The sequence below is a fragment of the Pedobacter sp. WC2501 genome (assembly GCF_052682415.1).
This window is the reverse complement of record NZ_JBQZFI010000001.1, coordinates 3,816,502-3,836,931: the sequence shown is the minus strand read 5'-3', so window position 1 is coordinate 3,836,931 and position 20,430 is coordinate 3,816,502. Positions and strand designations below refer to the sequence as shown.

The following is a 20,430-nucleotide window of genomic DNA, read 5'->3' as shown; positions in this document are numbered from 1 at the left end:
TTGCTTTTAACGACCAAAGGGCAATACATGAATGTTTCCGTAGTTCGTCGCTTCCAGGGATTTACAGATATTGTTGTCGGGGTGCATTTCTTCGCTTAGATAAAAAGAAGTATGATTTGCGCAATACTGCTGAGATAAAACAAGCGAAATAAGCTCCCGCTGGCTGGTTACCGTAGTTGCACTAATGTTAAAATATTCATTAAATAACTTTGCTGTATCGGATTCTTTGATTAACGCAAAAGCTTCAAATCTATAAGCAGGTTTGACTACTTGCTGTAAAGCCAGTAGAAAGCCTAAATTACTTCCATCCGCTATTCCAACAATCAAATTAGACGGGTGCAGCTTCCCTGAATAAGAGCAGATTTTTGTGTACGCTACCTTGTCTAAGTGACGAAGCTGTGTTGCCCATTTGGCGCCGAAGCTATCCTGTGCTGTGTCTATCAGAATTGAACAGGTGGCAGTTTCTGCATCCCATCCGAAAGGAATACTGTCCCAGAAGCAAGCCTTATCTATGCAAAAGGTTACCTGCATTATATCAATCCAGTCCAGCATATTTACAGATGGTAAATGCAGGTCAATCTCCAGTAGATTTGAGCCGGGCCATAAACGGACATCCAGTACCAATGCGGTACCGCTTGATTCTTTCCTTATGGGATTTTCAAAGGCGCTTGTTGTGTTGTGTAAAATGAGCATATCCTGGTTACAATTTTAATTGCTACAAAGGAACCTGCTTTTACAGTCTGTTAAAATAGATGTGTTTGCGTAATGATAGGATTATTTTCGGTATTGCTTACGAAAAGTAAGTGCCGAAACACCGGTGATTTTGGCAAAAAGGCGGGAAAAATAAGAGTGGTCAGTATAACCCAGTGCATGCGATATTTCTTTAACCGTTAGCTCGCTGTGGTATAATAAACGTTTAGCTTCCATAATAACTTCCTGCTGTATCCAGTAACTTGGAGGGAAGCCGGTCGTTTTTTTCAAAATCTCGCTAAGATAAGCTTCTGATATATTAAGTTTAGCTGCATATGCTCCGGGACTTTTAACCTTCCGTATCTCATTTGTAAGCAAATTTTTGAATTGAGACCTCAACTGCATTGGACGGGACATGATTAACTGTGTATCCATGTCGACACTGTAACAGCTAGCAGCAATAGCGATGAATGATTGCAACAATGAATGCACCGACATCAAATAAAATTGAGATGTATTATCTTCCCTGTATTTTAGGAGAAGCAAGCCTAATAACTTTTGGAATTGTTGGAAGTTATCTTTGCTCAATAAATATGGTTGTTGCAATATTAAAGTGTTTTCAAAAATGCTGCGACATTCAGGAGGTAACAAAGCGGTATCTACAGCTATAAACCAGCCATTGGCTTTCTGATTCTGGATACGTTGGTGGACCTGAGTTGGAAGGATATAATAAAGCGATTTTTCCGGTAATGGAACATCAACAAAGTCAATCATGACCGAGCCAGAGCCGCTTTCCAGTAAAAAAAAGATATAATGGTCATCTCTATGTGCAACAGAGGTCACCTCGTCATCTATAAAAACTTCACCTTTTTCAAAATACTTTAGATGGAGACCTAAATTGGTCTTGTCCTTAAGTAAATGTAAAGGAATCGTCTTCATGCTGTAAAAGTAATCCTTAAAATGGTTTTTTTGCTAAAAAGTAAAATATACAAAAGCGCAGGTATACCGCTCTTTAAAATCATAACGTTTAACTACCAGATACTTTAACGGTCCCCGAAAACCAAACTAAAGGAGAATTCCAATCCGCAATTCGCTTCTAATCATCTATAAAAAAGTTCGTTAATTGTCTCGTCGGGAGCACTATAGGAGAAAACATCATGACTTAAACATCAAAAAATTATCATAAGAAGTAACCTCATTAAAACCGTGTACATAGTGATCCAAGATAAAAAAACAGTATTTGCAGGTTACTTAAAATAAAAACTCCGGTTTGGAAGCTCTGATTTATTAGTTATTTGATACAGCTAAATTTAGATATAGTATTCAAAAAAATAGAGGTGAGCATTTGTTATCTTAAAAATAGCAACCCAATCCAAAACCCTAACCAACAATCAATTACATCTTTAAGTTCTACACCCTTTGGGTCTAAAAACGCACGGTCAGGAGTTTCTTTCCTTCAATAGGTTCGCTAATATCAAAATGGATATTATTTTCCTGAAGAATCTTCAATACGGTACTAAGGTTTGAATTTCGGTAAGCACCTCCGCTAAAGAGCTTTGTAGGGATATTTCCTTCATATCTAACATCAATATCATACCAGCGTGCGACCTGGCGCAAAATGCTCCTGATATCGGCATCCTTAAAATAGATCTTTCCGTTTTTCCAAGCCAGCGCGCTTTCAAGATCTGCCTGCTGTACTTCCATATCTCCTTCAGAAACGAGTACTGTACGCTCACCTGGATTGATGGTGAGATCGGTTCCACCAGAGCTAACCTTAACCCTACCTTCTTCAGGCGTAGTAACCACGTTTAACTCATCGGGATAAGCATTAATATTGAAATGAGTACCAAGAACGGTGACTTCCTGTCCCCAGGTTTTTACAATAAAAGGATGGACTTTATCTTTTGCTACTTCAAAGTAACCTTCACCGGTTAGTTCTACCTTCCGCTCTGTTTGCCCTGCAAAACTTGCCGGGTACTTTAGTGATGAGCCTGCGTTAAGCCAGACACGGCTTCCATCCTGTAACGAAACCTGGTAGGTCCCTCCTTTTGGAACTACAATAGAGTTAAAGGCAAGTGCCGCCGATTTACTTGTAATGGCGATGTTATAAGCGATACGTCCTTCCCTATCCTTTGTTATTTGTAAACCGTTTTCTGTTGCGATAATTCCGGGAGCGAGCTGATCAAGGCTGATTACCCTTCCATCAGCAAGTGTAAGTGTTGCCTTATTGCTTCCAGGAAGAATTGATGACGCGGTGATCGTCGGCGTTGACTTAGCCGGAGTAATTTTGCGGTTTATATAAAGCAACAATCCAACCACTAGGATAAGTGCGGCTGCTGCTGAGGTAATTTTTATCCATACCGGAAAACGGCGGACAATAGTTTCCTGACTTATTTTAGATTTAATGTTTCCATGCATCCTGTCGCGGATCGCAATCGGGTTAGCTGCATACCCTTTCGGCAATTCAAGCAGGCTGTCCTCATAGCTTTCATACCACATATCATAATAAGCCTGTTCAGCAATTGTCTGCTTTCCATTCTTTATTTTATTGGCAATCTCTAATAATAGTTCGCGGTTATATCCTGCTTCCATAAGGTGGGTATTTATCCTATAGTCAGATTAATTTCATTTCACCCTTAGTCAGGACGAATATTTTTATTAAAGAAAAAATTTGATCCCGTAAGAAATAATAGAAGACCCGGAGCGGAAATGGCAAGGCTGCCCCTAAGTTCGCGTAGGGCTTTGCTGATATGCGCCTCTACAGTCTTTTCAGAGATATCAAGCGTTTCAACAATTTGCTTATTGGTTAAGTATTCTTCCCGGCTTAAGCGGAAAACGATCTGGCATTTTTCCGGCAAGCCGCCCACAACACCTTCGATCTGATCCCGGAGCTCTTTTTCAAAAGTGTAATCTTCCGGTGAGGGCGACAGCAACATAGAATAATCTGGTAATTGTGCATCACGGTTTCTTTTGCGGTATAAATGGTCCATCAGGTTTATGACCCTGTACTTAACCGCAACGGCAAGGTAGGTAGCTATGGTATATTTTAGTTCCAGGGTGTGCCTGTTTTCCCACAGCCGGAAAAAAATATCCTGCACCACCTCTTCAGCTTCTTCGGGGGCATTTAAGCGGTGACAGGCTACAGAGAAAAGCTTATCCCAATAGCGCAGATACAAAGCAGATAGTGCCTTCTCGTCATCCTGCTTAAGAAGATCGACCAGGGCAATATCAGAAAGGGCCTTATAATTAACCATGTTGGTGGGGCAAAGTGTAATTCTTTTGGTTTAGCTAAAATAAGATTTTTTTTTACGCTATTGAAAATGGTGAAAGGTTTCTCCTTGAAATTGGCCATTTTCTGAAGGTCCATGGGAATGGGCGACAATAATTATAGAATACATTTCCCCCCAGGAAGGAGGATCAAGGATTCTTGGTCGTGTTTTCCTTCTTAAGTTAAAAAATAAACGACAAAACTAAATTATCCGGGAATTATGGCAGAAGATAAAAGCAAACCATCTACAGCATAAATTATCCCGGATGTAACACACTTCACAAATTGACTTTCTAAACAAAGTAAATTGACATGCTGAACAAAATCCGCTTTTGCCTGGCCGCCTACATTTGTCCTATAGCATTTAATCAAAAACAAAATGGAAAAGAACAACTATCAAGGCGCATTACAACACCCACTGGGTTCAGGTTTTAGCGCTACTTCAACAGCAACAGAAGTTATTAAAGGAATAGACCTTACGGGAAAGATCGCTATCGTAACTGGTGGTAACGCCGGCATTGGTTTGGAAACTACAAAAGTACTGGCCGCAGCGGGCGCAACCGTGATCGTACCGGCAAGGGACATCGAAAAAGCAAGGAAAAACCTCAGGGACATTCCAAACGTTGAAATCGATACCATGGATCTTGCCAGGCCCGAAACCATCGATGCGTTCGCCGAAAAATTCCTGTCATCAGGGAGACCGCTGCACTTACTCATCAACAATGCAGGGATCATGTGGGTGCCTTTGCAAAGGGACAGCCGCGGTTTCGAATCACAGCTATCCACCAATTACTTTGGACAGTTCCAGCTGGTGGCAAGATTATGGCCAGCATTAAAAAATGCTAATGGCGCACGTGTAGTCAATGTTTCTTCACTGGGACATCACATGGCTCCTTTCAATTTCGACGACCCGAACTTCGAGCACAGGGAATACCAAACGCTTAGTGGATACGGACAATCAAAAACAGCCAGCAATCTTTTTGCACTGGAACTGGATAACCGCGCAAAAGCGCATCAGGTAAGGGTCTACTCCCTGCACCCCGGATCAATCGCAGGAACAGAACTGGCAAGGGATGCCGATATGGAGCTGTTCAAACAAATGGGCTTTTTTGATGAAAGCGGGAACATGCGCCCAGAAATACTGGCCAGCCTGAAAAACATCCCACAGGGTGCGGCAACATCCATTTGGGCTGCTACCAGTCCCTTGCTCAACAACATCGGCGGGGTTTACTGCGAAGATGCCGATATCGCTGAACTACTATCAGAAGATCCTTGTATTCAAACCAGCGCTAAACTGCACCAAAGCGGCGTAATGGATTATTCATTAAACAAAAGCAGTGCTAAAAAACTGTGGGACTTGACCGAGGAAATGACAGGCATTGAATTTAACGTAAACTAGGCCATGAAAAATTTAAAAGGAAAAACCGCCCTGATTACGGGCGGTAACAGTGGCATCGGCTATGCCGCTGCCAAACAGCTGAAAGAAAACGGCGCACAGGTAATTATCACCGGCAGAAGAAAAGAAGCGGTGGAAAAGGCCACGACTGAACTGGACGTAACCGGGTTCATTGCAGATCAGTCAAGTCTAGCTGATATCGAAGCGCTGGCAACAGCAGTTGCCGGACACTTCGGCAACATCGACATCCTGCTGGTCAATGAGGGGGTCACCAAATTCTCCCTCATTGAGCACATGCCCGAAGCTGTTTTCGACGAGGTGATGAACATCAATTTCAAGGGTGCATATTTTACATTGAGCAAATTCATCCCCATCTTAAACGAAAATGCATCGGTAATTTTGCTCTCCTCAACCGGTGCACACATCTCCCCTGCCCAGGCAGCTGTTTATGGAGCAAGTAAGGCAGCATTAAATGCGGTCATGAAAATCGCGGCACTGGAACTTTCGGGACGCAAGATCAGGGTCAATGCCGTTAGTCCGGGGCCAGTGGCAACCGAGATCATGGGTAAGATCGGACTATCCCAGTCCTTAGAAGAGCATATGATCAGTACCATTCCCTTGTCCAGGTTCGGCAAAGCGGAGGAGGTGGCTAAACTTATTGCCTTCCTGTCAAGTGATGAGGCTTCTTTTATCACTGGATCGGAATACTTGATCGATGGCGGCCAGTGCATCTGATAGAAATCTGATCAAAAACCAATAACTTTATCACAATGGAACATATATCCAAATACCTGACCAAAGACATTAAGCTTTCCAGCTACGAAGACAAACTGTTCAAATCCGACCTGATGTTTGATGACCACATGCTGGTATGGTTCATCTCGGGAGAAACAAAAATCATACAGGCAGAATCTACCTTCAGCTTCAAAACAGGGGATATTTTTCTGATCCCAAGGAACGAACTGGCCACCATCATCAATTATCCGAAAAATGGATTGCCACATAAAACCGTGGTGATGCACTTGTCTACTGAAAGGCTGAAGAAGTTCTATGAAAAAACGGAACATAAAAAGAAAACAAAGCCCCGGCAGAAAATTTACCGTTTCAGTAACCACCCGCTACTGGAAAGCTGCCTTGCATCAGTAATTCCCTATTTTGATGTGGAAAGTGAATTTACGGAAAGCCTGGCCACGCTAAAAATTGAAGAAGCGATCAACATCCTAAGGCTGATCGATCCCAGTGTGGATAGTGTCCTTGCTAACTTTGATGTTCCGGGCAAAATCGACCTGATCGATTTTATGCAACGTAATTTCATGTTCAATATGTCACTGGAAAAACTGGGCTACCTGACCGGACGAAGCCTGTCTACCTTCAACAGGGACTTCAAAAAACTATTCCAAACCACCCCCCAAAAGTGGCTGACGGACAAAAGGCTGGAACTAGCTTATTATTACCTGGCAGAGAAAAAGAAAAAACCAACCGAGATTTACCTCGAAGTAGGTTTTGAAGATCTTTCCCATTTTTCTTTCATTTTTAAAAAGAAATACGGAGTTTCTCCAAATCAACTTGCATTAAACGGCTAGTAGCTTATAATCGCACTATCATCTTAAACAGAAGGCCCTATTTATATACATAAAACAAACACCTAAATAAAAAAGCAGTGTTTTCAGATTGCTTTCAAAACGCTGGGTGGCCTCAAAAAGATCGAACCATCTGGTTTTAAAAATTAATTATGATAATAAACTAAAGTAATAAATCTTGGGCTAACAGCACTTAAAGAGTAATTTCAGTTTAAAAATTAATATTCAACAGATGGGGTGACATGTTACAATCTTATCGGAGAGTATACGTTCAACACTTAAGAACCAGAACCTAGTCGGGGATTGTTTTATTTTATACTGACTTCATCGAGCGCGACTAGTGGCTTCCTGTGGCGTGAGCCTTCAAACCACTCTGGCAAGAGACCTCCCGACAGTACTTTGATCCGTAAATAGGAAAACTGCTGACCATTTAACAGAATGCTGACAGGATAAATTTCGGGCATGATTTTCCCTGGGAAAGATGCTGCTAGTTGCTGTTTGCCTACCGGTGTAAAGATTTCACCATTTATGGAACCCTCTATCACGACCTCATCGGGCAGAAAGACATAATGACGTGGATCAAACAGAAAATTTGTTCTTAGTTCCGAATAAGATATATTGTGCGGAACCGGAAAAGTTATAACAACCTGATTATCTAAAAACAGCAACCAGTTATAGCTGTAGTCCCTTCCACCCGGCACGCCATCAGTGAGCGTCATTTCTCCGTTAGCAGGATAATCAGGCAGATAGGGAGTTGAAAAAACAGGTTTTACCCCAAAGATGAGCGAGTTGTGGCTGGTCCGTTGCAGAATATCTGCCCAATCCTTCAAATATTCTACAGGTGCCCCTCCCAACTCCGAAAACCCGGTAACACCAGACTTTTGCGCATTTTTTACGAAATGTTGTACACGATCCTCCCAGCCTGGTCTGATCTGCAGGTGCCCATCTGTTGAAATAGTGAAGTAACCGGATGCATGAGCGCCGTATGACTTTGCCTGCTCCAGTTCAGCGTACTCCAGCCCAAGACTCAAAGTTCTGATTCGTTCTGCATACTTTGAATTTGCATTAACTGCATCCTGGGCCTTTGACAAAGCATTTTTGTACTTTTCCATCCAGCCGGGTGCAAGATAATCCTTTCGATTGGCAATAGGATTGCTGTAAATGTCAAGCCTTACGCTGGTCTCGTCCCGCGCAGTAATTAATTGGCCGATATAATCTTTTACCGAGCCGGAGCCCGGTCCAAAATAGCCCTGAAGGAAATCAGCCTCTACATCCTTTGCTTTCAGGGAAGGATCCCATAAAATCTTAGCCTGAATATAGCTCGCATAGCTTGAAAGGTCACTGATCGTCTCACCACTCCCCTGTTCAAATACTCCCTTTACCCCATTTTCCAAAAAGTATTGAATATCGGCTTGATAATGGTCATAAACCGGAAAGGGGTTCAGGTAAGACGTAAACTGTGTGGTATAGTTCCAAATGAAAAGATTGGGTGTCGTTTTTGACCATTGAACCAGCTGATTCCGGAAGGACGCTGCATTTGGATCATAGAGCAGCGACCGGCTCCGTGTGGCTTCGATCGTACTCAGAATAATGTAAACATTTTTTGCAGGCCGGATGCTTTTTGGTGCCTTGGATGAATACCCATATGCGAGCGTTGTAAAAAAACGATCTGGAAATTTCGCTGCAACTGCATTCACAAAACGTATAAGAGAGCCTTGCGGACCACCTTCAACGGAATCCACCCCAGCACATTTTTCACACCTGCAATAACCCTCATTGTCCATCGGGGCAATAGACCAATACAAAGCGTCCGGGTTATCGGCGATTTGATCTTTTATATAACTGATGGCCAGACGCTGTACATCTGGATTGCTCAGGCAGAGTTGAGTTGCCTGCCTACGACCATTGCTCCATGCAAAATATTCAGGATGGTCTTGAAAATATTTCTCCGGTGGAATGATTTTGAAAAAGGAATGTCCCCAAAGTCCCCAAAGATCTTCAAATCGTTGGAGATGGTGCCAGTCAAGATATTCTTTGTCTGCAGATGGAGGATAAAAAGATTCCCGGTAAACAAAATCCGGTTCGTGTCGCAGGTGTAGATCATTGGGTAAGCTGAGGTCGGGCTTTTGCGGAACAGTGGCCGGTCCCTGATCATACTTCCGTGCTCCGAACTGCTTCTCGATCAATTCATACACACCGTATAAAAGACCCTGACCTGAACCGCCATTAAAATAGAGATTGCCCTTAAATACGCTAACATCATAACCTTCAGCTTTTAAGGGTATCATCCTTCTCTGATCTTTAAAGGACGCTGTCCGACCGATAAAAATGAGGTGAGGCATATTTCCCGATGGCGAAGCACCAATAGGAAGGGTGGCTCCTGTTATACGTCTAACAAAGTCCTGGAGTACCAGTGCAGCTTTTTTTTCCGTCAATGAAGGTTTTTCCGGAATAACGATCTCTGCCATTGGTTTCTGATCGACAACCAGTTGCACATCGCTGGCATGACACCCCAGACACAAGAGTAAGATGGTAAGGTGGAGAATGAAAATTTTAGTTTTAAAGGCTATCATAGGCTTTACTGAATACTCAAGGAATCAGAGGTTGACAAGTTTCGGACAGAACAGATTAGAAATGCTTCAATCTCAGATAAAAGCCGATTCAAGCGTTCTTTGCTTTCATAATAGGGCAAACCTATACGCAGTAGATTTGTAGTTTTACCATTGCTCAATTTCCGATGCTTGATACATTTGATATGTATGTTAGCATCGTTGAGATAACAGTATAATGGATAAGGATCATAATCGAGAAATGCAACCACCAGGCTTGGCGAAGGATTGCTGTTGGTGAAAAAATGATCAATTCCGGCATCTATAAAAATCGCAGATAGTGCAGGTCTGAGGAACTTGCCCAACTCGCTGCTCCTGGTCAATATCGCTTCAGGCCCTGTATTACGGTAAAGTTTCAGGCATTGGTATAAGCTATCATAAAGATGAAAATCCTGGCCACCTGGTAAACTGAACCCGTAGGTATCTTCTTCGCTAAAAAACTGCATACCGTTCCAAAACAAGGCGCCAAGCCATTGCGCAAAAGCATTATTGATCCAGGTTAAGCCCCCACCATAGGGACCAAACAGCCATTTATGCGTACTCCCGGTGATCAGGTCCGCGACCCCTATCGGGATCTCTTCTATTCCTATCGACTGTGCCACATCCAGAATGAGCCATGCCTGTGGAACGGCTTCTTTAATCACCCGCAGACTATGGTTGTCCTGTGCCACAACACCCAGATCATAATAGACATGCGAAAGCAATACGATGTCTGGCTGAAGTAACACTAACTGCTCGGCGAGCCGGTGGGGAGTTGCCAATATCTCATCATCGAGGTAAAAAACATTATATTCAGGCAAACGTTCAAAAGGCCCTATTGCCCCCGCGTGCTCATGCCTGGTGGTGATTACACAAAAAGGACCAGTACCTTTTTCGAGTAGCTTGCGAAGCATAGACAGGGCGAGCAAATTCATCAGTTGCGATGTACTTTGTGTAACCGCAAGCCGATAGCCCGGAGACGGCCAAAGAACTGCACATTCTTTTTTGATCCCGCTATATGCCACCCGGGATGAGGCATAAAGTGCCAATGGGTTTCCACGGAGTCTGCCTGATTTGTCTTTATTGAAAACCTCCCTGGTCGAAACGGCTAAAGTTCCCAGGCAACCCGGGTTTAGGTTTAGCTGAGGAGAATCGAAAAATTCTCTGCGTAGTTCTTCCCATTTTTCCACGTCTGCTATACCAGTAGCATATTCCCTGGAGATTAGTTGTCGAGGTTGGGGCCTGGGTTTCCAGCTTATAGAAGGCGCGAAATAATCTTTTGATAAAGGCTTTTGAAAAACCTGAAGCAACCTCATTGTTTCGCATATAACCTCGCGAAAGTCGCTGTGAAACGCAGCGTCAGTTAAGAGCGAGCTCTCCACCTGGTAAACGGCTTTAGTTTCAACATCTTCCTTTCTAATATCGTCAAAATGTACACATTCGGTAATCATGCCGGCATCCAGTGCAATCTCAGAAATAGCATAGGCCAGTTCTTTGATTGAATATTCGACCTCGGTAATATGGTTTATAACCCGGTGCTCACCAGGCCCTGCCTGCTCGGTGACGAATCGGCTCAACGAATTGACTGCGTCAGGCAGCGCCATCAAGCCGGTTCGCTGGCACCCGTTTCCATAGATGGTCAATGGATTACCGGTTACTGCCTGCGCAACAAAACGATTGGCCACAGTTCCGAAAACCGTGTCACAGTCGAAACGTGTATATAAACCAAGGTTGAAAGACATTTCTTCGGTAAATATGCCGAATACTGTAGATTGCATGACTTCTGTAATGCGTAAATCCCACATACGCGAAGCCATTCCTACATAGTTTGAATCATTGATCTTTGACACATGATAAATATCGTTAGCCGCACGTGGGTAAGGCATGTTCTGCGATTCAGTAATCCCTCTGTATGTGGGCTTAAAATAGCCTTCGGCTATAGGTATACTCCCCTTGGCATATTCACCAAAGGATCCTAATTTGATAATGTGCGCAAATGGGACATGAGTATGGACAGCCCATAGCAGGCGCATGTTTCCTTCCTCATTATTGCGCAGCGTATAAAGGGCATGATCGACTCCCATCATGGAATAAGGAGCCGAACACTGCTGCGCGAGATGATAAATTGTATGCGGACGCTCCATCATGATTAGGCGTTCCAGTTTATCAGAACAAATATCGAATAGCTGGTAATGAAGGTTTGAGAGACCATAATGCTCATGAAAAGCCGCTATCCGGCCATCAGGTTGCAAAATTGGCACGAGCGGTTGAAAACCCATTTGGCCAACGGTCTCTCTGCGCCATTGATTATCCACAATAATGATTTTTTGGTCAGGATGTTGCAGTGCCAGTTTCATACTCAATGGCCAGCCCAAATATCCATCCCCCCCTAATATTATTATAGTTTTGTTCATATCTTTTTAAAGATTATCAGAATTTGACCCGAAGTGAAAACTGCAGGTCGTATTGATTATAATAGGTGTCAGTCGTAATCTTTTGGTTGATATAAGTACCCGAAAGCCCAATAGAAGTTCGATAGGCAAAAGTTCGCCTGTAAGCGGCTCCAATGCTATGGGAAAGAATTCCGTAGAGCTGGGGGAATAGAATTAAACGGTTGATGTCATCAGGAGAAGACCCTAAGCCTAAATTTGCCTGTATAATGTCCCGGTTACTAAGCTCGTAACTGGAAAGCATACTTGCTGAAAAATAAGGATTGCCTTTTTGTAACAGGCCAAAAACTTTGACGTTTAAGTTGAAAGGGCCGAATTGTTTTCCCACTCCGGTAATTGCAGATAGCACACTAATGCCAGCCACCTCAAAATAACGCGCACCCACTTCCCCCTCCAGTCCATTGCTGAAAGTTGGAAATAACGAATAGGATATCCTGTATTTTGGCAGGATCACGTTATTATTAGATACACCTAAACTAGCATTCCAGTACAATTTTTTAGTTAGCTTGTAACTTACATTCCCATCTAGCATAATGCCAGTTCCCTGTTGGCGGCCCAGAAAGGTTAATGTGCCGCCATAACTTATTTTACCAGTGCCAATGCGATTGTAGTCCAGCGATGCAAGATTATAAGACGGTGGTATTCCAGAACCCTCTGTCTGGGAAAAAGAGCTGTTCAACAAGTTGAGCCCAAAAGAATTAAATAAAGTCTTGCTCCTGAGCAACAGTGCATAGTCATTGTTCTTTTGGGTATGATAATGTCTGGACAACGAATCTGCATAATTAGCTGCTTCTGTGTATCGCCTCAAACTATCTAAAATAATCGTCTTCCTCAATAAGAATGATTCAGCATATTCAAACTTGCCGAGTGCTTCATCTGTAGTGCTTAATGCCAATACAAATTGCTTTTGCCCTATAAGAATATTTGTTTTCAATAGCATTGCTGCAGAGTCTGCTGGCATTTTAGCTATCGCCTGATCCACGCTTAAAAGTGCGCTGTCTGGCAGGTTTCTTTTGCTATAATCTCGCCCGGCTGCCAGCCAGGCCTCTGCCGCCATTTGCTTGTACCTGACATTGAACGGGTATTCATCAGAAAGTATTGTAGAATACTTGGCGGCACTCAGGTACTGGCGATCGTTATAAAGGATAGCTGCCCTTTTTTGAAGAAAGTCCTTATCTTCAGGGTTTCCCTTTATTGCCAGGTCCACTGTTAACAATGCCTCTTTGTATCTTTTCTGGAGGTCCAGCATATTGGAAAGGTAATTAAGTGCCTCTCTGTTACCTGGTTCTTCTTTGAGCAGTTGGCGTAAGTAATGCTCTGCTTCATCGTAATGTTCAGACAGGATACAAGCGTTGGCAGCCTCCAATCTTTGTTCCAGATATAGCGACCGTATTTCGGGGGTATTGGGATTTTGCTTAAAAAGCTGTTCGCTCAATTTAACCGCTTCGCGGATCTTTCCCGTCTTGGCAAGGAGACTGGATTTCTTAATCTTCATAGCCGTATTTTCCGGATAAAGAAGAATAGCCTTATCAATTTCGTCCAGGGCCAGCCCCAGGTTGTTCTTCATGATAAAGGCGTTAATCCGCCCATTTGTAGCGGCTAAGTTTCCTGGTTCCAGCATAAGTGCGCGGTTATAATAGATAAGTGCACTGTCTGCCTGTTGCTGTTGTATATAATATCCGCCACAGGAAACGATCGTCTGTAGAACCTCTGCCCTGAATACTTTATCGTGGTTACCTTTATATAAGCTGGAACCGATATCCGCCGCAGCTTGATATCTATGGGTCTGGAAGTACAAGGTCATTTTCTGCCTTAATAACTCAAGGTTCCCGGGCTCGCGTTGCAATGCACGGTCAATCCGGTAGAGTGCCTGACTAATATCACCCGAAGCGACCGACATACCGATTACTTTCTGTAAGGCTTCCTTATCGTTAGGACTTTGGTCCAGGATGGATTGGTACAAGCTGTAGGCTTCGGTATTCTGATAATGTGCAGCGGCTTCCTTTCGCAGTGAGCTGTTCAATAAAATAGCCTTTTTATCGTTGGGGTAATAGCGCATAATGGTATGCAGGACATCGAGTGCCTCGGCATAGCGCTTATCTTCTTCCAATAAACCCAGCTTTTGGTACAAGGCAGTGTAGGATTTACTATTACGGCTCAATTCCCGATTGGTCCTGGCAAGCTTTGCATTAAGATCACCACCCTGTGCCACCAGGTTGTTTAGTTTATCAATCAGGTCCTGGTTCCTGGGCGTCAGTTCCAGCGCCCTCTCATAATTGGCCCTGGCAAAATCCTCCAGGTTCTTCTGCACATACCAGTCTGCTTTGGCCTCATAGTGCCCTGCAACCGACTGGCGCACACCAACGTCAGAAGGGTATTGCCGCAACAACTGTTGTGTCCAGGAATCCCCATCCTGGAAACGTTTCAATAGATCCAGGATGTTAAGTTTTTTGACCGCGAAATCTTTATTCGCTGGAAAATAGCCAAGTGCCAGATCGGTGTATTTAAGCGCTTCACTGCTACGTTTTTCGGAAAGATAAGCCCCAACAATGTAGTAATAAACATCTTCGTATCTTGGAGACATCTTAATAACGAGCTGCGAAGTTTTAATAGTTTGATTGTATTGGCGTACTCTCAGATAAGACTTGGCAAGGCATACCTGGGCATCCACATGCTGTGGGTTGAGCCGAACCGCTTCTTCGAGTGTTAATATCGCCCTGTCCTGCCGGTTGGCTTTTATCTCGCCGAGCCCTTTTTGATAGAGTTTTTCTGCTTGTACTGAACTCCATGTCTGTGCATGGAGGGTATTTGCGATTGTCAGAAGACAAAAGATTATGGCATATAAATAGATTTGCCTCATGATGTTGCTATACTTGATCGTTTTTCTGTAGATGATGATGAAAATCCCTTGCGCTGCATATTTCCCCAAACCAGCTTTTTGCGGAACAAAGATTGTACGTAGCCTTTTAGGCTAAAAAAAACAATCAGGGGATGATAGATAAAAGGTTCGGCAAATGCCATCAGGCAAAGCCCCATCACTTCTGATGTTTTACGGTAGTGGGCTTCGGTCAGCTGATCCCACAAGACAGCTATTGCGCTAACCAAAACGGAAAATACATACAGGAAGGAAAGCAAAATGAACGTGTTGCCCCAATTTATTGCCCCGATAACAATCAGGTAAATATAAAATAACAGGCCCATGGCTTCAAGTATAGGAGCAAGAAATTCAAACAGAAAATTATAGGGAAATATGACCAGTCCCAAACGTTTAAATTTGGGATTGAACAGCACGTGGCTATGCAGGCGCATGATCTGGATCAAACCCCTTGCCCAGCGGACGCGCTGTCTGCTAAATACAGCAAGCGTTTGGGGACCCTCGGTCCAGCATAGTGAAACAGGAATATACCGGATTGCGTAGCGTTTATTGTTCTGGATCATATATACGCTCATACGCGTCACCATATCAATATCCTCAGCAAAAGATCTGGGATCATAGCCCCCAACTTTAACAGCAATGCGCTTATCGAAAAGGCCTAAGCCACCCGACACATTGGGAACACAATTAACGGCGCTCCAGGCCATCTTGGAAAGCAGGTATGCACGGATGTATTCAAGTTCCTGAAAACGTGGCAGTATCTTATTAGGTGGACGGAACCGCGTTATCACCCCGCTATCAACATCCGAAGAGTTTATCATCCGCAAGGGCGCACCAACAGCTATCACCTGACGCTGGCCATCCTCTACGTGGATATAACCTGTATCGGGAATAACCTGGATATCCTTTAACTTATTCGTGCTCTTTTCATCTAAGATGGGTCGCATCATCCGCGAAAGGGTATCCTCGTGCAGGATGCAGTCAACATCTGTGCATAAAAAATAGTCGAACTTTGCTGCATTTATACCAGCATTCGAAGCATCGGCCTTACCCTGGCCATTCTCTTTATCGATGACGAGCAGTTTGTCATAGGCTTTATCACCGGAACGAAAGAAACGTTTAATAGGACGGGTTTTGATTCGCTCGTTATAAGGTAAATCGACTTCCCGCAGATCAAAACGGCTGATTAATTTACTTAACGTATCATCGGTACTGCCGTCATTAACAATAATGACTTCATATGACGGATAGTTTAAGTGCATCAGTGCATAGACGTTATCTATGATGGTTAACCCTTCGTTGTATGCCGGGGCAATTACCGAAATTCCCGGAGATAAGGGACTTGAAATGACATTTTGAGTATAATATCCAATATTCTTTCGGGAATATTGGCGCATGTGCCTGTACGAAAGTATGGCCATCGTTACATAAATGGCCATGGTTAAGCTGCTGTAAGTAAAGATGAACCATTGAAAAACGTCAATAATAGATTGTATCATATTTGCTGCAGTTAATATTGTTTTAAATAGTATTGTAATATGTGCTCTTTGTCATGCTGCAGGTTCTGCACAGACCAGCTTATTAGTCCTTTTTGCATCAGCCTGGCCAGGATTTCTGCCGCATGGTTTTCAATTTCAAAAACCCGGGTTGTCATAAACTGTTCCTTCAGGAACTCTATTGCCACCGGGGTGCGGAAGGCTCCTAGTGCAAAAATGATCTCACGCTGGCATTCTACAGGCTGGTTTGCATAAATTTTAATCAGATGATCCTGTGTATGTAAAGCTTGCAAATGCCCCAGCGCATTGATTGCGTGGGAACGCAGGGTGTGATCATTAACGTTAAGAAGCCCTTCTATACTATCAATGGCTTCTACACTTCGTTCATGCGCAGCAAGTTTCATACAGCAGATCACCACTGTTTTGTTACGGGAGTACCGGATCCAATTAGCGAAACTGGACTTTGCATTATCGTTCGATTGATCAAGGATCCGAAAGAAACCTATAAGATCCCAGACACTCAAAGGATCACGTACCTCATCGAAGAAACGGAAAGGCTCGTTTTTGCTGAACCGCATAAAGGCGCTTCGCGCCGCCGAGCGCAGTTCAGATACCTCGCTGAGGTTGAAGCGAAGGATATCTATATCAGAGATCGCATAGTCCATAAGGGTGAGCTCATGTAGCCCCTGTACATTTACAAACCAGCGGCTGGATTGTATTTTTTGCAGCGAATCCTGATTGAGATTAAGCATAATGTAGATTTTCTGCAGGATCAGGGCATTGGTACCAGCCACGTGCCAACGGAGCCGGATCAGGGTGTCGATTAATAGTTGCCTGTTTTTTTTATCCATAAGCGACAATTCTTCCAGTACGGACGGGTCTAGTGCAGGTATGTCTACCACACTTTGTGAATGTTCGTCAATGAATTGCGGGAGGATTTTTTCGATGATTAGTTGATCGAGATTCAACTTCTTCCGCTGATCGTGCATGTTCCCAATCCGTCTGACAATAATAGCCGAATAGACAATTAATATCCCCAAAATAGAACTAGCGATTATAATTTCAATAATGGTAATGAAAGTAGTGGAGTTACTCATAATGTCGTATGTTCCTTTAGTGATTTGTTTTCAGGGAGCAAAAAATTTCTTATAGCTCCTTAAGCAAGGTCACCCGAGTCTCAATGTTACCCATGTCTATACCGACCGGTTCCCTCTCGGTCCCTTCGGTAAACCTTAAAGAATTTAGCAGGTAACCTTGTGCCGCCAGGGTTTCCGGCTGTTCGACAATACTGATCTGACAAAACTCACCAAATTCCTTCGTGATACAATCCAGTAGTTCACTGTAATGAGCCCCTCCGCCACATACAAATATCCTGTCTGTTTTCTTCAGGTTTTGGTCACTTATTACCAAATGGAGCATAGGCAGGACAACTTCTTTGTAATAGATTTTAATGGCTCTTGCCCGAATAGCAACTAAGTCTATCTTTTTTCTGTTGATATACAGGTAACCGTCCCTGAAGGCTTCATTGAGCTGTTGAACATTCTTAAATGACATACTATGGGTCTGAAGTATTTCCTCTCGCAAAAGGTTTACCGCATAATGGATTCCATATGCGCTTTCCATAGCATTTTCGACAACACCTTCGTCTGTACTCAATCCTGTTTCAAACGTGCCGAAACCAAGGCTGATGATAAAAAACGAGCCATTTATTTTGTGTGCTCCCTTCCTCAACGCAATCATACAGCTTACGATTTCCGGCAGCACCTCTATCTGGTCTACCTGAACGGAGGCTGGTTGAACGGGATTACCCCCATACACTTCAGCATCCCATTGTATCTGGTAGCTGCCGGGAAGTTTTTCACGCGCAAGATCCTTAAATAGGCGGTAAGTGTTATTTGGAAAGCCAACGGTGACCACCATGGGCTTAGCTTGATTATTATTGGCGACGAGAAGGGCGGCACGAAAAAGCACCTGGTATTCGAGCCCTTCCGGGCTGATGTTGATTGATCTGATTGGATTGGATCCCTCGCTCAAGGCTAAGCTACCGCAAATATACCAGGATTGATCAAAACGAATCTTAAGACCGCTTAGCAGAGCGCTGGCCGTATTTGTTAATGGGGCGTTTGTTGTTTGTAAAAGGCTAGAAAAAGAATGCGAGGTATACATTATTTGAAGAGTTATTATGGATAAAGGATTATTTTTTTTTATGTTACCACCAACGGCCGCTGGTATTGACTGAAGCAGTTACCTCTTGGCGACGGATGGGTAACGTCGCTTCCTCTGCCTTATGCTCAATGGCTAAATCTTCGGCACTGAACTCAATATCTTCTGCTGATAATTGCAAAGATTCTAAGTTCAAGCTTATGTCCTCCTGAACGATTACATCTTCGCTGTCTGCGGGTCTGCCAGCCAGCGAATGCCCTATAGTATCAATCTGAAGTATAAGTGCATCAGGGTGGCTGAGCAACGGCTCATCGATGCTGGTCAATAACGAGTCCTCAGGGCAAGGGCTACTAATTTTGGCACCCTCTGGTCTCATCAAATTCTTTACGTGTTCGGTTAACTTACCAATTACCAGAGGTTTTCTGAAATAGTTTTCCTTCTCGAGATTTAGTCCTTCGCAAATGTGGAAAAAGCTCATGTTAGAGGTAATAATAATTTTACTTTTCGGCGCGTTTTTTATGATTTGGCTTACGATCTCGTACCCATTCGCGTAATTCATATACATCTCGGTAATGACAATATCATATGCATACTGTTTGCTTTCCAACAACACAAACGCCTCTCTACCGTCAGCGGCTGAGTCCAGCTGAAACAGCTCGGATGAAAATGCTTTTTTAAATATCGTACGCATTAGCATGTCACCATCTATGTGTAGTACGGAAAATGGCTTTTCTTTTAGCAGCCCGTTTTCCTTAAATAGTTGTTTCATTTCCTAATAAATTCTAAATATATTTCCCTAGTGCCGACGATTGCAATTACTCAAATTTAATGGAGTAAAAGGCTTCACGGACGCTAGCACAAATTCTGGCTAATAAAGGTTAAATCTTTATTTATGATTCTGCTTATGGTTTCTACACGCACACCCAGGTAACCGACAAAATAACGCTGCGGTATCCTTTTGATATCCAGATCTTTCCTGTAGTTTATGGTACCTGCCAGTTGCTTTGGCTATCCGGGAAAGGATAGCTTTTTATGATGCAGCATAATAATGAAGTGCCAATAGCTTTCTGTCGATTGGGTTGGCCTCTGGATATTTGGCTGATATCTTTTTTACTCTCTCGTACAAAGCCACGTACCAGCCCGTTGACCAAAAAATACAGAGAAGCATTACTATCTATTGGAGAGAGAATGTGCTTATTTTTTTTTATACGGGTAAGTTTGCAAGACCTTTCAGGTTCGGCTTTAAAGGCACCAGATAAAGGATAGAATTGTTCAAGATAATCGTAAAGAGAGCGTAAAAAAGATGTTGTATATGGCATAGTTAAGGCTAGTTTTGATTTCGAGAAAAAGATTCAAGCATACTCATTTGAAACGCCATATGCCTATCATGATGTGAACCAAAGGTATCTGATATTTATACTGTGTACTTAAAAATACTGCAGTTTTAACCTCTAACGATACGATCGTTAGACCAAAAAATGGCTTTCTAACACGTTAATGGCTTAATTCCTGTGCAAAATAGGCAGTTGGCATTAAGCCTGTTTCTTTTTTAAATATATTATAACGTAGCCACGCTTTTGAAACCTACTTCAGGAGAACTACCATTTTCCGTATCTTCAATAGGTTTCATCATAGGAAAGTAATGAATAATTACAAAGCATAATCACTGGTCATCATATTTAGCATCAGGGATTGCAGTAGCATCCTCCCTTAAGGAGATATAGCGGAAAGCCCGACCACATGGGATGCTATGAAAATAGAAATTTTTATTAACCTGATTTTAATGGCATTTACTTCTGGCCTGTAAGAATACGTGCTCAGTAATTTCATATTAGATATGACAAAAGAGCCTCTGAATAAGCATAACCCTGTTTCACATTATTATATATTTTCTTAATTTAACCTGAGCGTTTAGCAGCGGGAG

Annotated in this window: 15 protein-coding genes; 3 read left to right on the top strand and 12 right to left on the bottom strand. The window is 43.0% G+C overall.

What is annotated here, in order from left to right; translation table 11 throughout:
* Positions 1 to 6: 6 nt before the first annotated feature.
* The 4 genes from ACUN24_RS16250 to ACUN24_RS16235 form a co-directional block, all read right to left on the bottom strand.
* Positions 7 to 693: a hypothetical protein gene (locus ACUN24_RS16250; protein WP_445563443.1), complete on the bottom strand. Its 687-nt coding sequence runs from the start codon at positions 691 to 693 to the stop codon at positions 7 to 9.
* An 81-nt stretch (positions 694 to 774) separates the two neighbouring features.
* Positions 775 to 1,629: a helix-turn-helix domain-containing protein gene (locus tag ACUN24_RS16245; RefSeq protein WP_445563442.1), complete on the bottom strand. Its 855-nt coding sequence runs from the start codon at positions 1,627 to 1,629 to the stop codon at positions 775 to 777.
* A gap of 486 nt (positions 1,630 to 2,115) precedes the next feature.
* The gene (locus ACUN24_RS16240) at positions 2,116 to 3,282 is read right to left on the bottom strand and encodes a FecR family protein (RefSeq protein WP_445563441.1); all 1,167 of its coding nucleotides are present in this window, start codon (positions 3,280 to 3,282) and stop codon (positions 2,116 to 2,118) included.
* 44 nt (positions 3,283 to 3,326) lie between these two features.
* The gene (locus ACUN24_RS16235) at positions 3,327 to 3,944 is read right to left on the bottom strand and encodes an RNA polymerase sigma-70 factor (RefSeq protein ID WP_445563440.1); all 618 of its coding nucleotides are present in this window, start codon (positions 3,942 to 3,944) and stop codon (positions 3,327 to 3,329) included.
* Positions 3,945 to 4,337: 393 nt separating this feature from the next.
* On the opposite strand from ACUN24_RS16235, the gene ACUN24_RS16230 reads away from it, so the two are divergent.
* Genes ACUN24_RS16230 through ACUN24_RS16220 form a run of 3 tightly spaced genes read left to right on the top strand, consistent with a single transcriptional unit; the run spans position 4,338 to position 6,937 of the window.
* Positions 4,338 to 5,357 carry an SDR family NAD(P)-dependent oxidoreductase gene (locus ACUN24_RS16230; RefSeq protein WP_445563439.1) on the top strand — a complete coding sequence of 340 codons (1,020 nt, stop codon included), beginning with the start codon at positions 4,338 to 4,340 and terminating at the stop codon, positions 5,355 to 5,357.
* A gap of 3 nt (positions 5,358 to 5,360) precedes the next feature.
* Complete coding sequence (locus ACUN24_RS16225; RefSeq protein ID WP_445563438.1) at positions 5,361 to 6,089, top strand: SDR family oxidoreductase; 729 nt, start codon at positions 5,361 to 5,363, stop codon at positions 6,087 to 6,089.
* A gap of 35 nt (positions 6,090 to 6,124) precedes the next feature.
* Positions 6,125 to 6,937 carry a helix-turn-helix domain-containing protein gene (locus ACUN24_RS16220; RefSeq protein WP_445563437.1) on the top strand — a complete coding sequence of 271 codons (813 nt, stop codon included), beginning with the start codon at positions 6,125 to 6,127 and terminating at the stop codon, positions 6,935 to 6,937.
* Between the two features lie 305 nt (positions 6,938 to 7,242).
* On the opposite strand, the gene ACUN24_RS16215 is transcribed toward ACUN24_RS16220, so the two are convergent.
* The 8 genes from ACUN24_RS16215 to ACUN24_RS16180 form a co-directional block, all read right to left on the bottom strand.
* On the bottom strand, positions 7,243 to 9,507 hold the full coding sequence (locus ACUN24_RS16215; protein WP_445563436.1) for a DUF4838 domain-containing protein: 2,265 nt from the start codon (positions 9,505 to 9,507) through the stop codon (positions 7,243 to 7,245).
* Between the two features lie 5 nt (positions 9,508 to 9,512).
* Positions 9,513 to 11,936, bottom strand: coding sequence for an NAD-dependent epimerase/dehydratase family protein (locus ACUN24_RS16210; RefSeq protein WP_445563435.1), 2,424 nt, complete (start codon positions 11,934 to 11,936; stop codon positions 9,513 to 9,515).
* A 16-nt stretch (positions 11,937 to 11,952) separates the two neighbouring features.
* Entirely contained in the window at positions 11,953 to 14,832 is a 2,880-nt protein-coding gene (locus ACUN24_RS16205; protein ID WP_445563434.1) for a tetratricopeptide repeat protein, read from the bottom strand.
* Positions 14,829 to 16,346 (bottom strand): glycosyltransferase family 2 protein, encoded by a 1,518-nt coding sequence (locus tag ACUN24_RS16200; RefSeq protein ID WP_445563433.1) that lies wholly within the window; start codon positions 16,344 to 16,346, stop codon positions 14,829 to 14,831. The genes ACUN24_RS16205 and ACUN24_RS16200 overlap by 4 nt, the downstream gene beginning before the upstream one ends.
* Before the next feature lie 11 nt (positions 16,347 to 16,357).
* Positions 16,358 to 17,440, bottom strand: coding sequence for a HEAT repeat domain-containing protein (locus tag ACUN24_RS16195; RefSeq protein WP_445563432.1), 1,083 nt, complete (start codon positions 17,438 to 17,440; stop codon positions 16,358 to 16,360).
* 49 nt (positions 17,441 to 17,489) lie between these two features.
* The gene (locus ACUN24_RS16190; protein ID WP_445563431.1) at positions 17,490 to 18,509 is read right to left on the bottom strand and encodes a hypothetical protein; all 1,020 of its coding nucleotides are present in this window, start codon (positions 18,507 to 18,509) and stop codon (positions 17,490 to 17,492) included.
* A 43-nt stretch (positions 18,510 to 18,552) separates the two neighbouring features.
* Positions 18,553 to 19,275: a response regulator gene (locus tag ACUN24_RS16185; protein WP_445563430.1), complete on the bottom strand. Its 723-nt coding sequence runs from the start codon at positions 19,273 to 19,275 to the stop codon at positions 18,553 to 18,555.
* 214 nt (positions 19,276 to 19,489) lie between these two features.
* A complete protein-coding gene (locus ACUN24_RS16180; RefSeq protein WP_445563429.1) occupies positions 19,490 to 19,825 on the bottom strand; it encodes a hypothetical protein in 336 nt (111 codons plus the stop codon).
* Positions 19,826 to 20,430: the final 605 nt, after the last annotated feature.

Excerpts from the sequence above, each read along its gene's own strand:
- ACUN24_RS16250 (WP_445563443.1), bottom strand. The coding sequence starts at position 693 with ATGCTCATTTTACACAACACAACAAGCGCCTTTGAAAATCCCATAAGG.
- ACUN24_RS16245 (WP_445563442.1), bottom strand. The coding sequence starts at position 1,629 with ATGAAGACGATTCCTTTACATTTACTTAAGGACAAGACCAATTTAGGT.
- ACUN24_RS16240 (WP_445563441.1), bottom strand. The coding sequence starts at position 3,282 with ATGGAAGCAGGATATAACCGCGAACTATTATTAGAGATTGCCAATAAA.
- ACUN24_RS16235 (WP_445563440.1), bottom strand. The coding sequence starts at position 3,944 with ATGGTTAATTATAAGGCCCTTTCTGATATTGCCCTGGTCGATCTTCTT.
- ACUN24_RS16230 (WP_445563439.1), top strand. The coding sequence starts at position 4,338 with ATGGAAAAGAACAACTATCAAGGCGCATTACAACACCCACTGGGTTCA.
- ACUN24_RS16225 (WP_445563438.1), top strand. The coding sequence starts at position 5,361 with ATGAAAAATTTAAAAGGAAAAACCGCCCTGATTACGGGCGGTAACAGT.
- ACUN24_RS16220 (WP_445563437.1), top strand. The coding sequence starts at position 6,125 with ATGGAACATATATCCAAATACCTGACCAAAGACATTAAGCTTTCCAGC.
- ACUN24_RS16215 (WP_445563436.1), bottom strand. The coding sequence starts at position 9,507 with ATGATAGCCTTTAAAACTAAAATTTTCATTCTCCACCTTACCATCTTA.
- ACUN24_RS16210 (WP_445563435.1), bottom strand. The coding sequence starts at position 11,936 with ATGAACAAAACTATAATAATATTAGGGGGGGATGGATATTTGGGCTGG.
- ACUN24_RS16205 (WP_445563434.1), bottom strand. The coding sequence starts at position 14,832 with ATGAGGCAAATCTATTTATATGCCATAATCTTTTGTCTTCTGACAATC.
- ACUN24_RS16200 (WP_445563433.1), bottom strand. The coding sequence starts at position 16,346 with ATGATACAATCTATTATTGACGTTTTTCAATGGTTCATCTTTACTTAC.
- ACUN24_RS16195 (WP_445563432.1), bottom strand. The coding sequence starts at position 17,440 with ATGAGTAACTCCACTACTTTCATTACCATTATTGAAATTATAATCGCT.
- ACUN24_RS16190 (WP_445563431.1), bottom strand. The coding sequence starts at position 18,509 with ATGTATACCTCGCATTCTTTTTCTAGCCTTTTACAAACAACAAACGCC.
- ACUN24_RS16185 (WP_445563430.1), bottom strand. The coding sequence starts at position 19,275 with ATGAAACAACTATTTAAGGAAAACGGGCTGCTAAAAGAAAAGCCATTT.
- ACUN24_RS16180 (WP_445563429.1), bottom strand. The coding sequence starts at position 19,825 with ATGCCATATACAACATCTTTTTTACGCTCTCTTTACGATTATCTTGAA.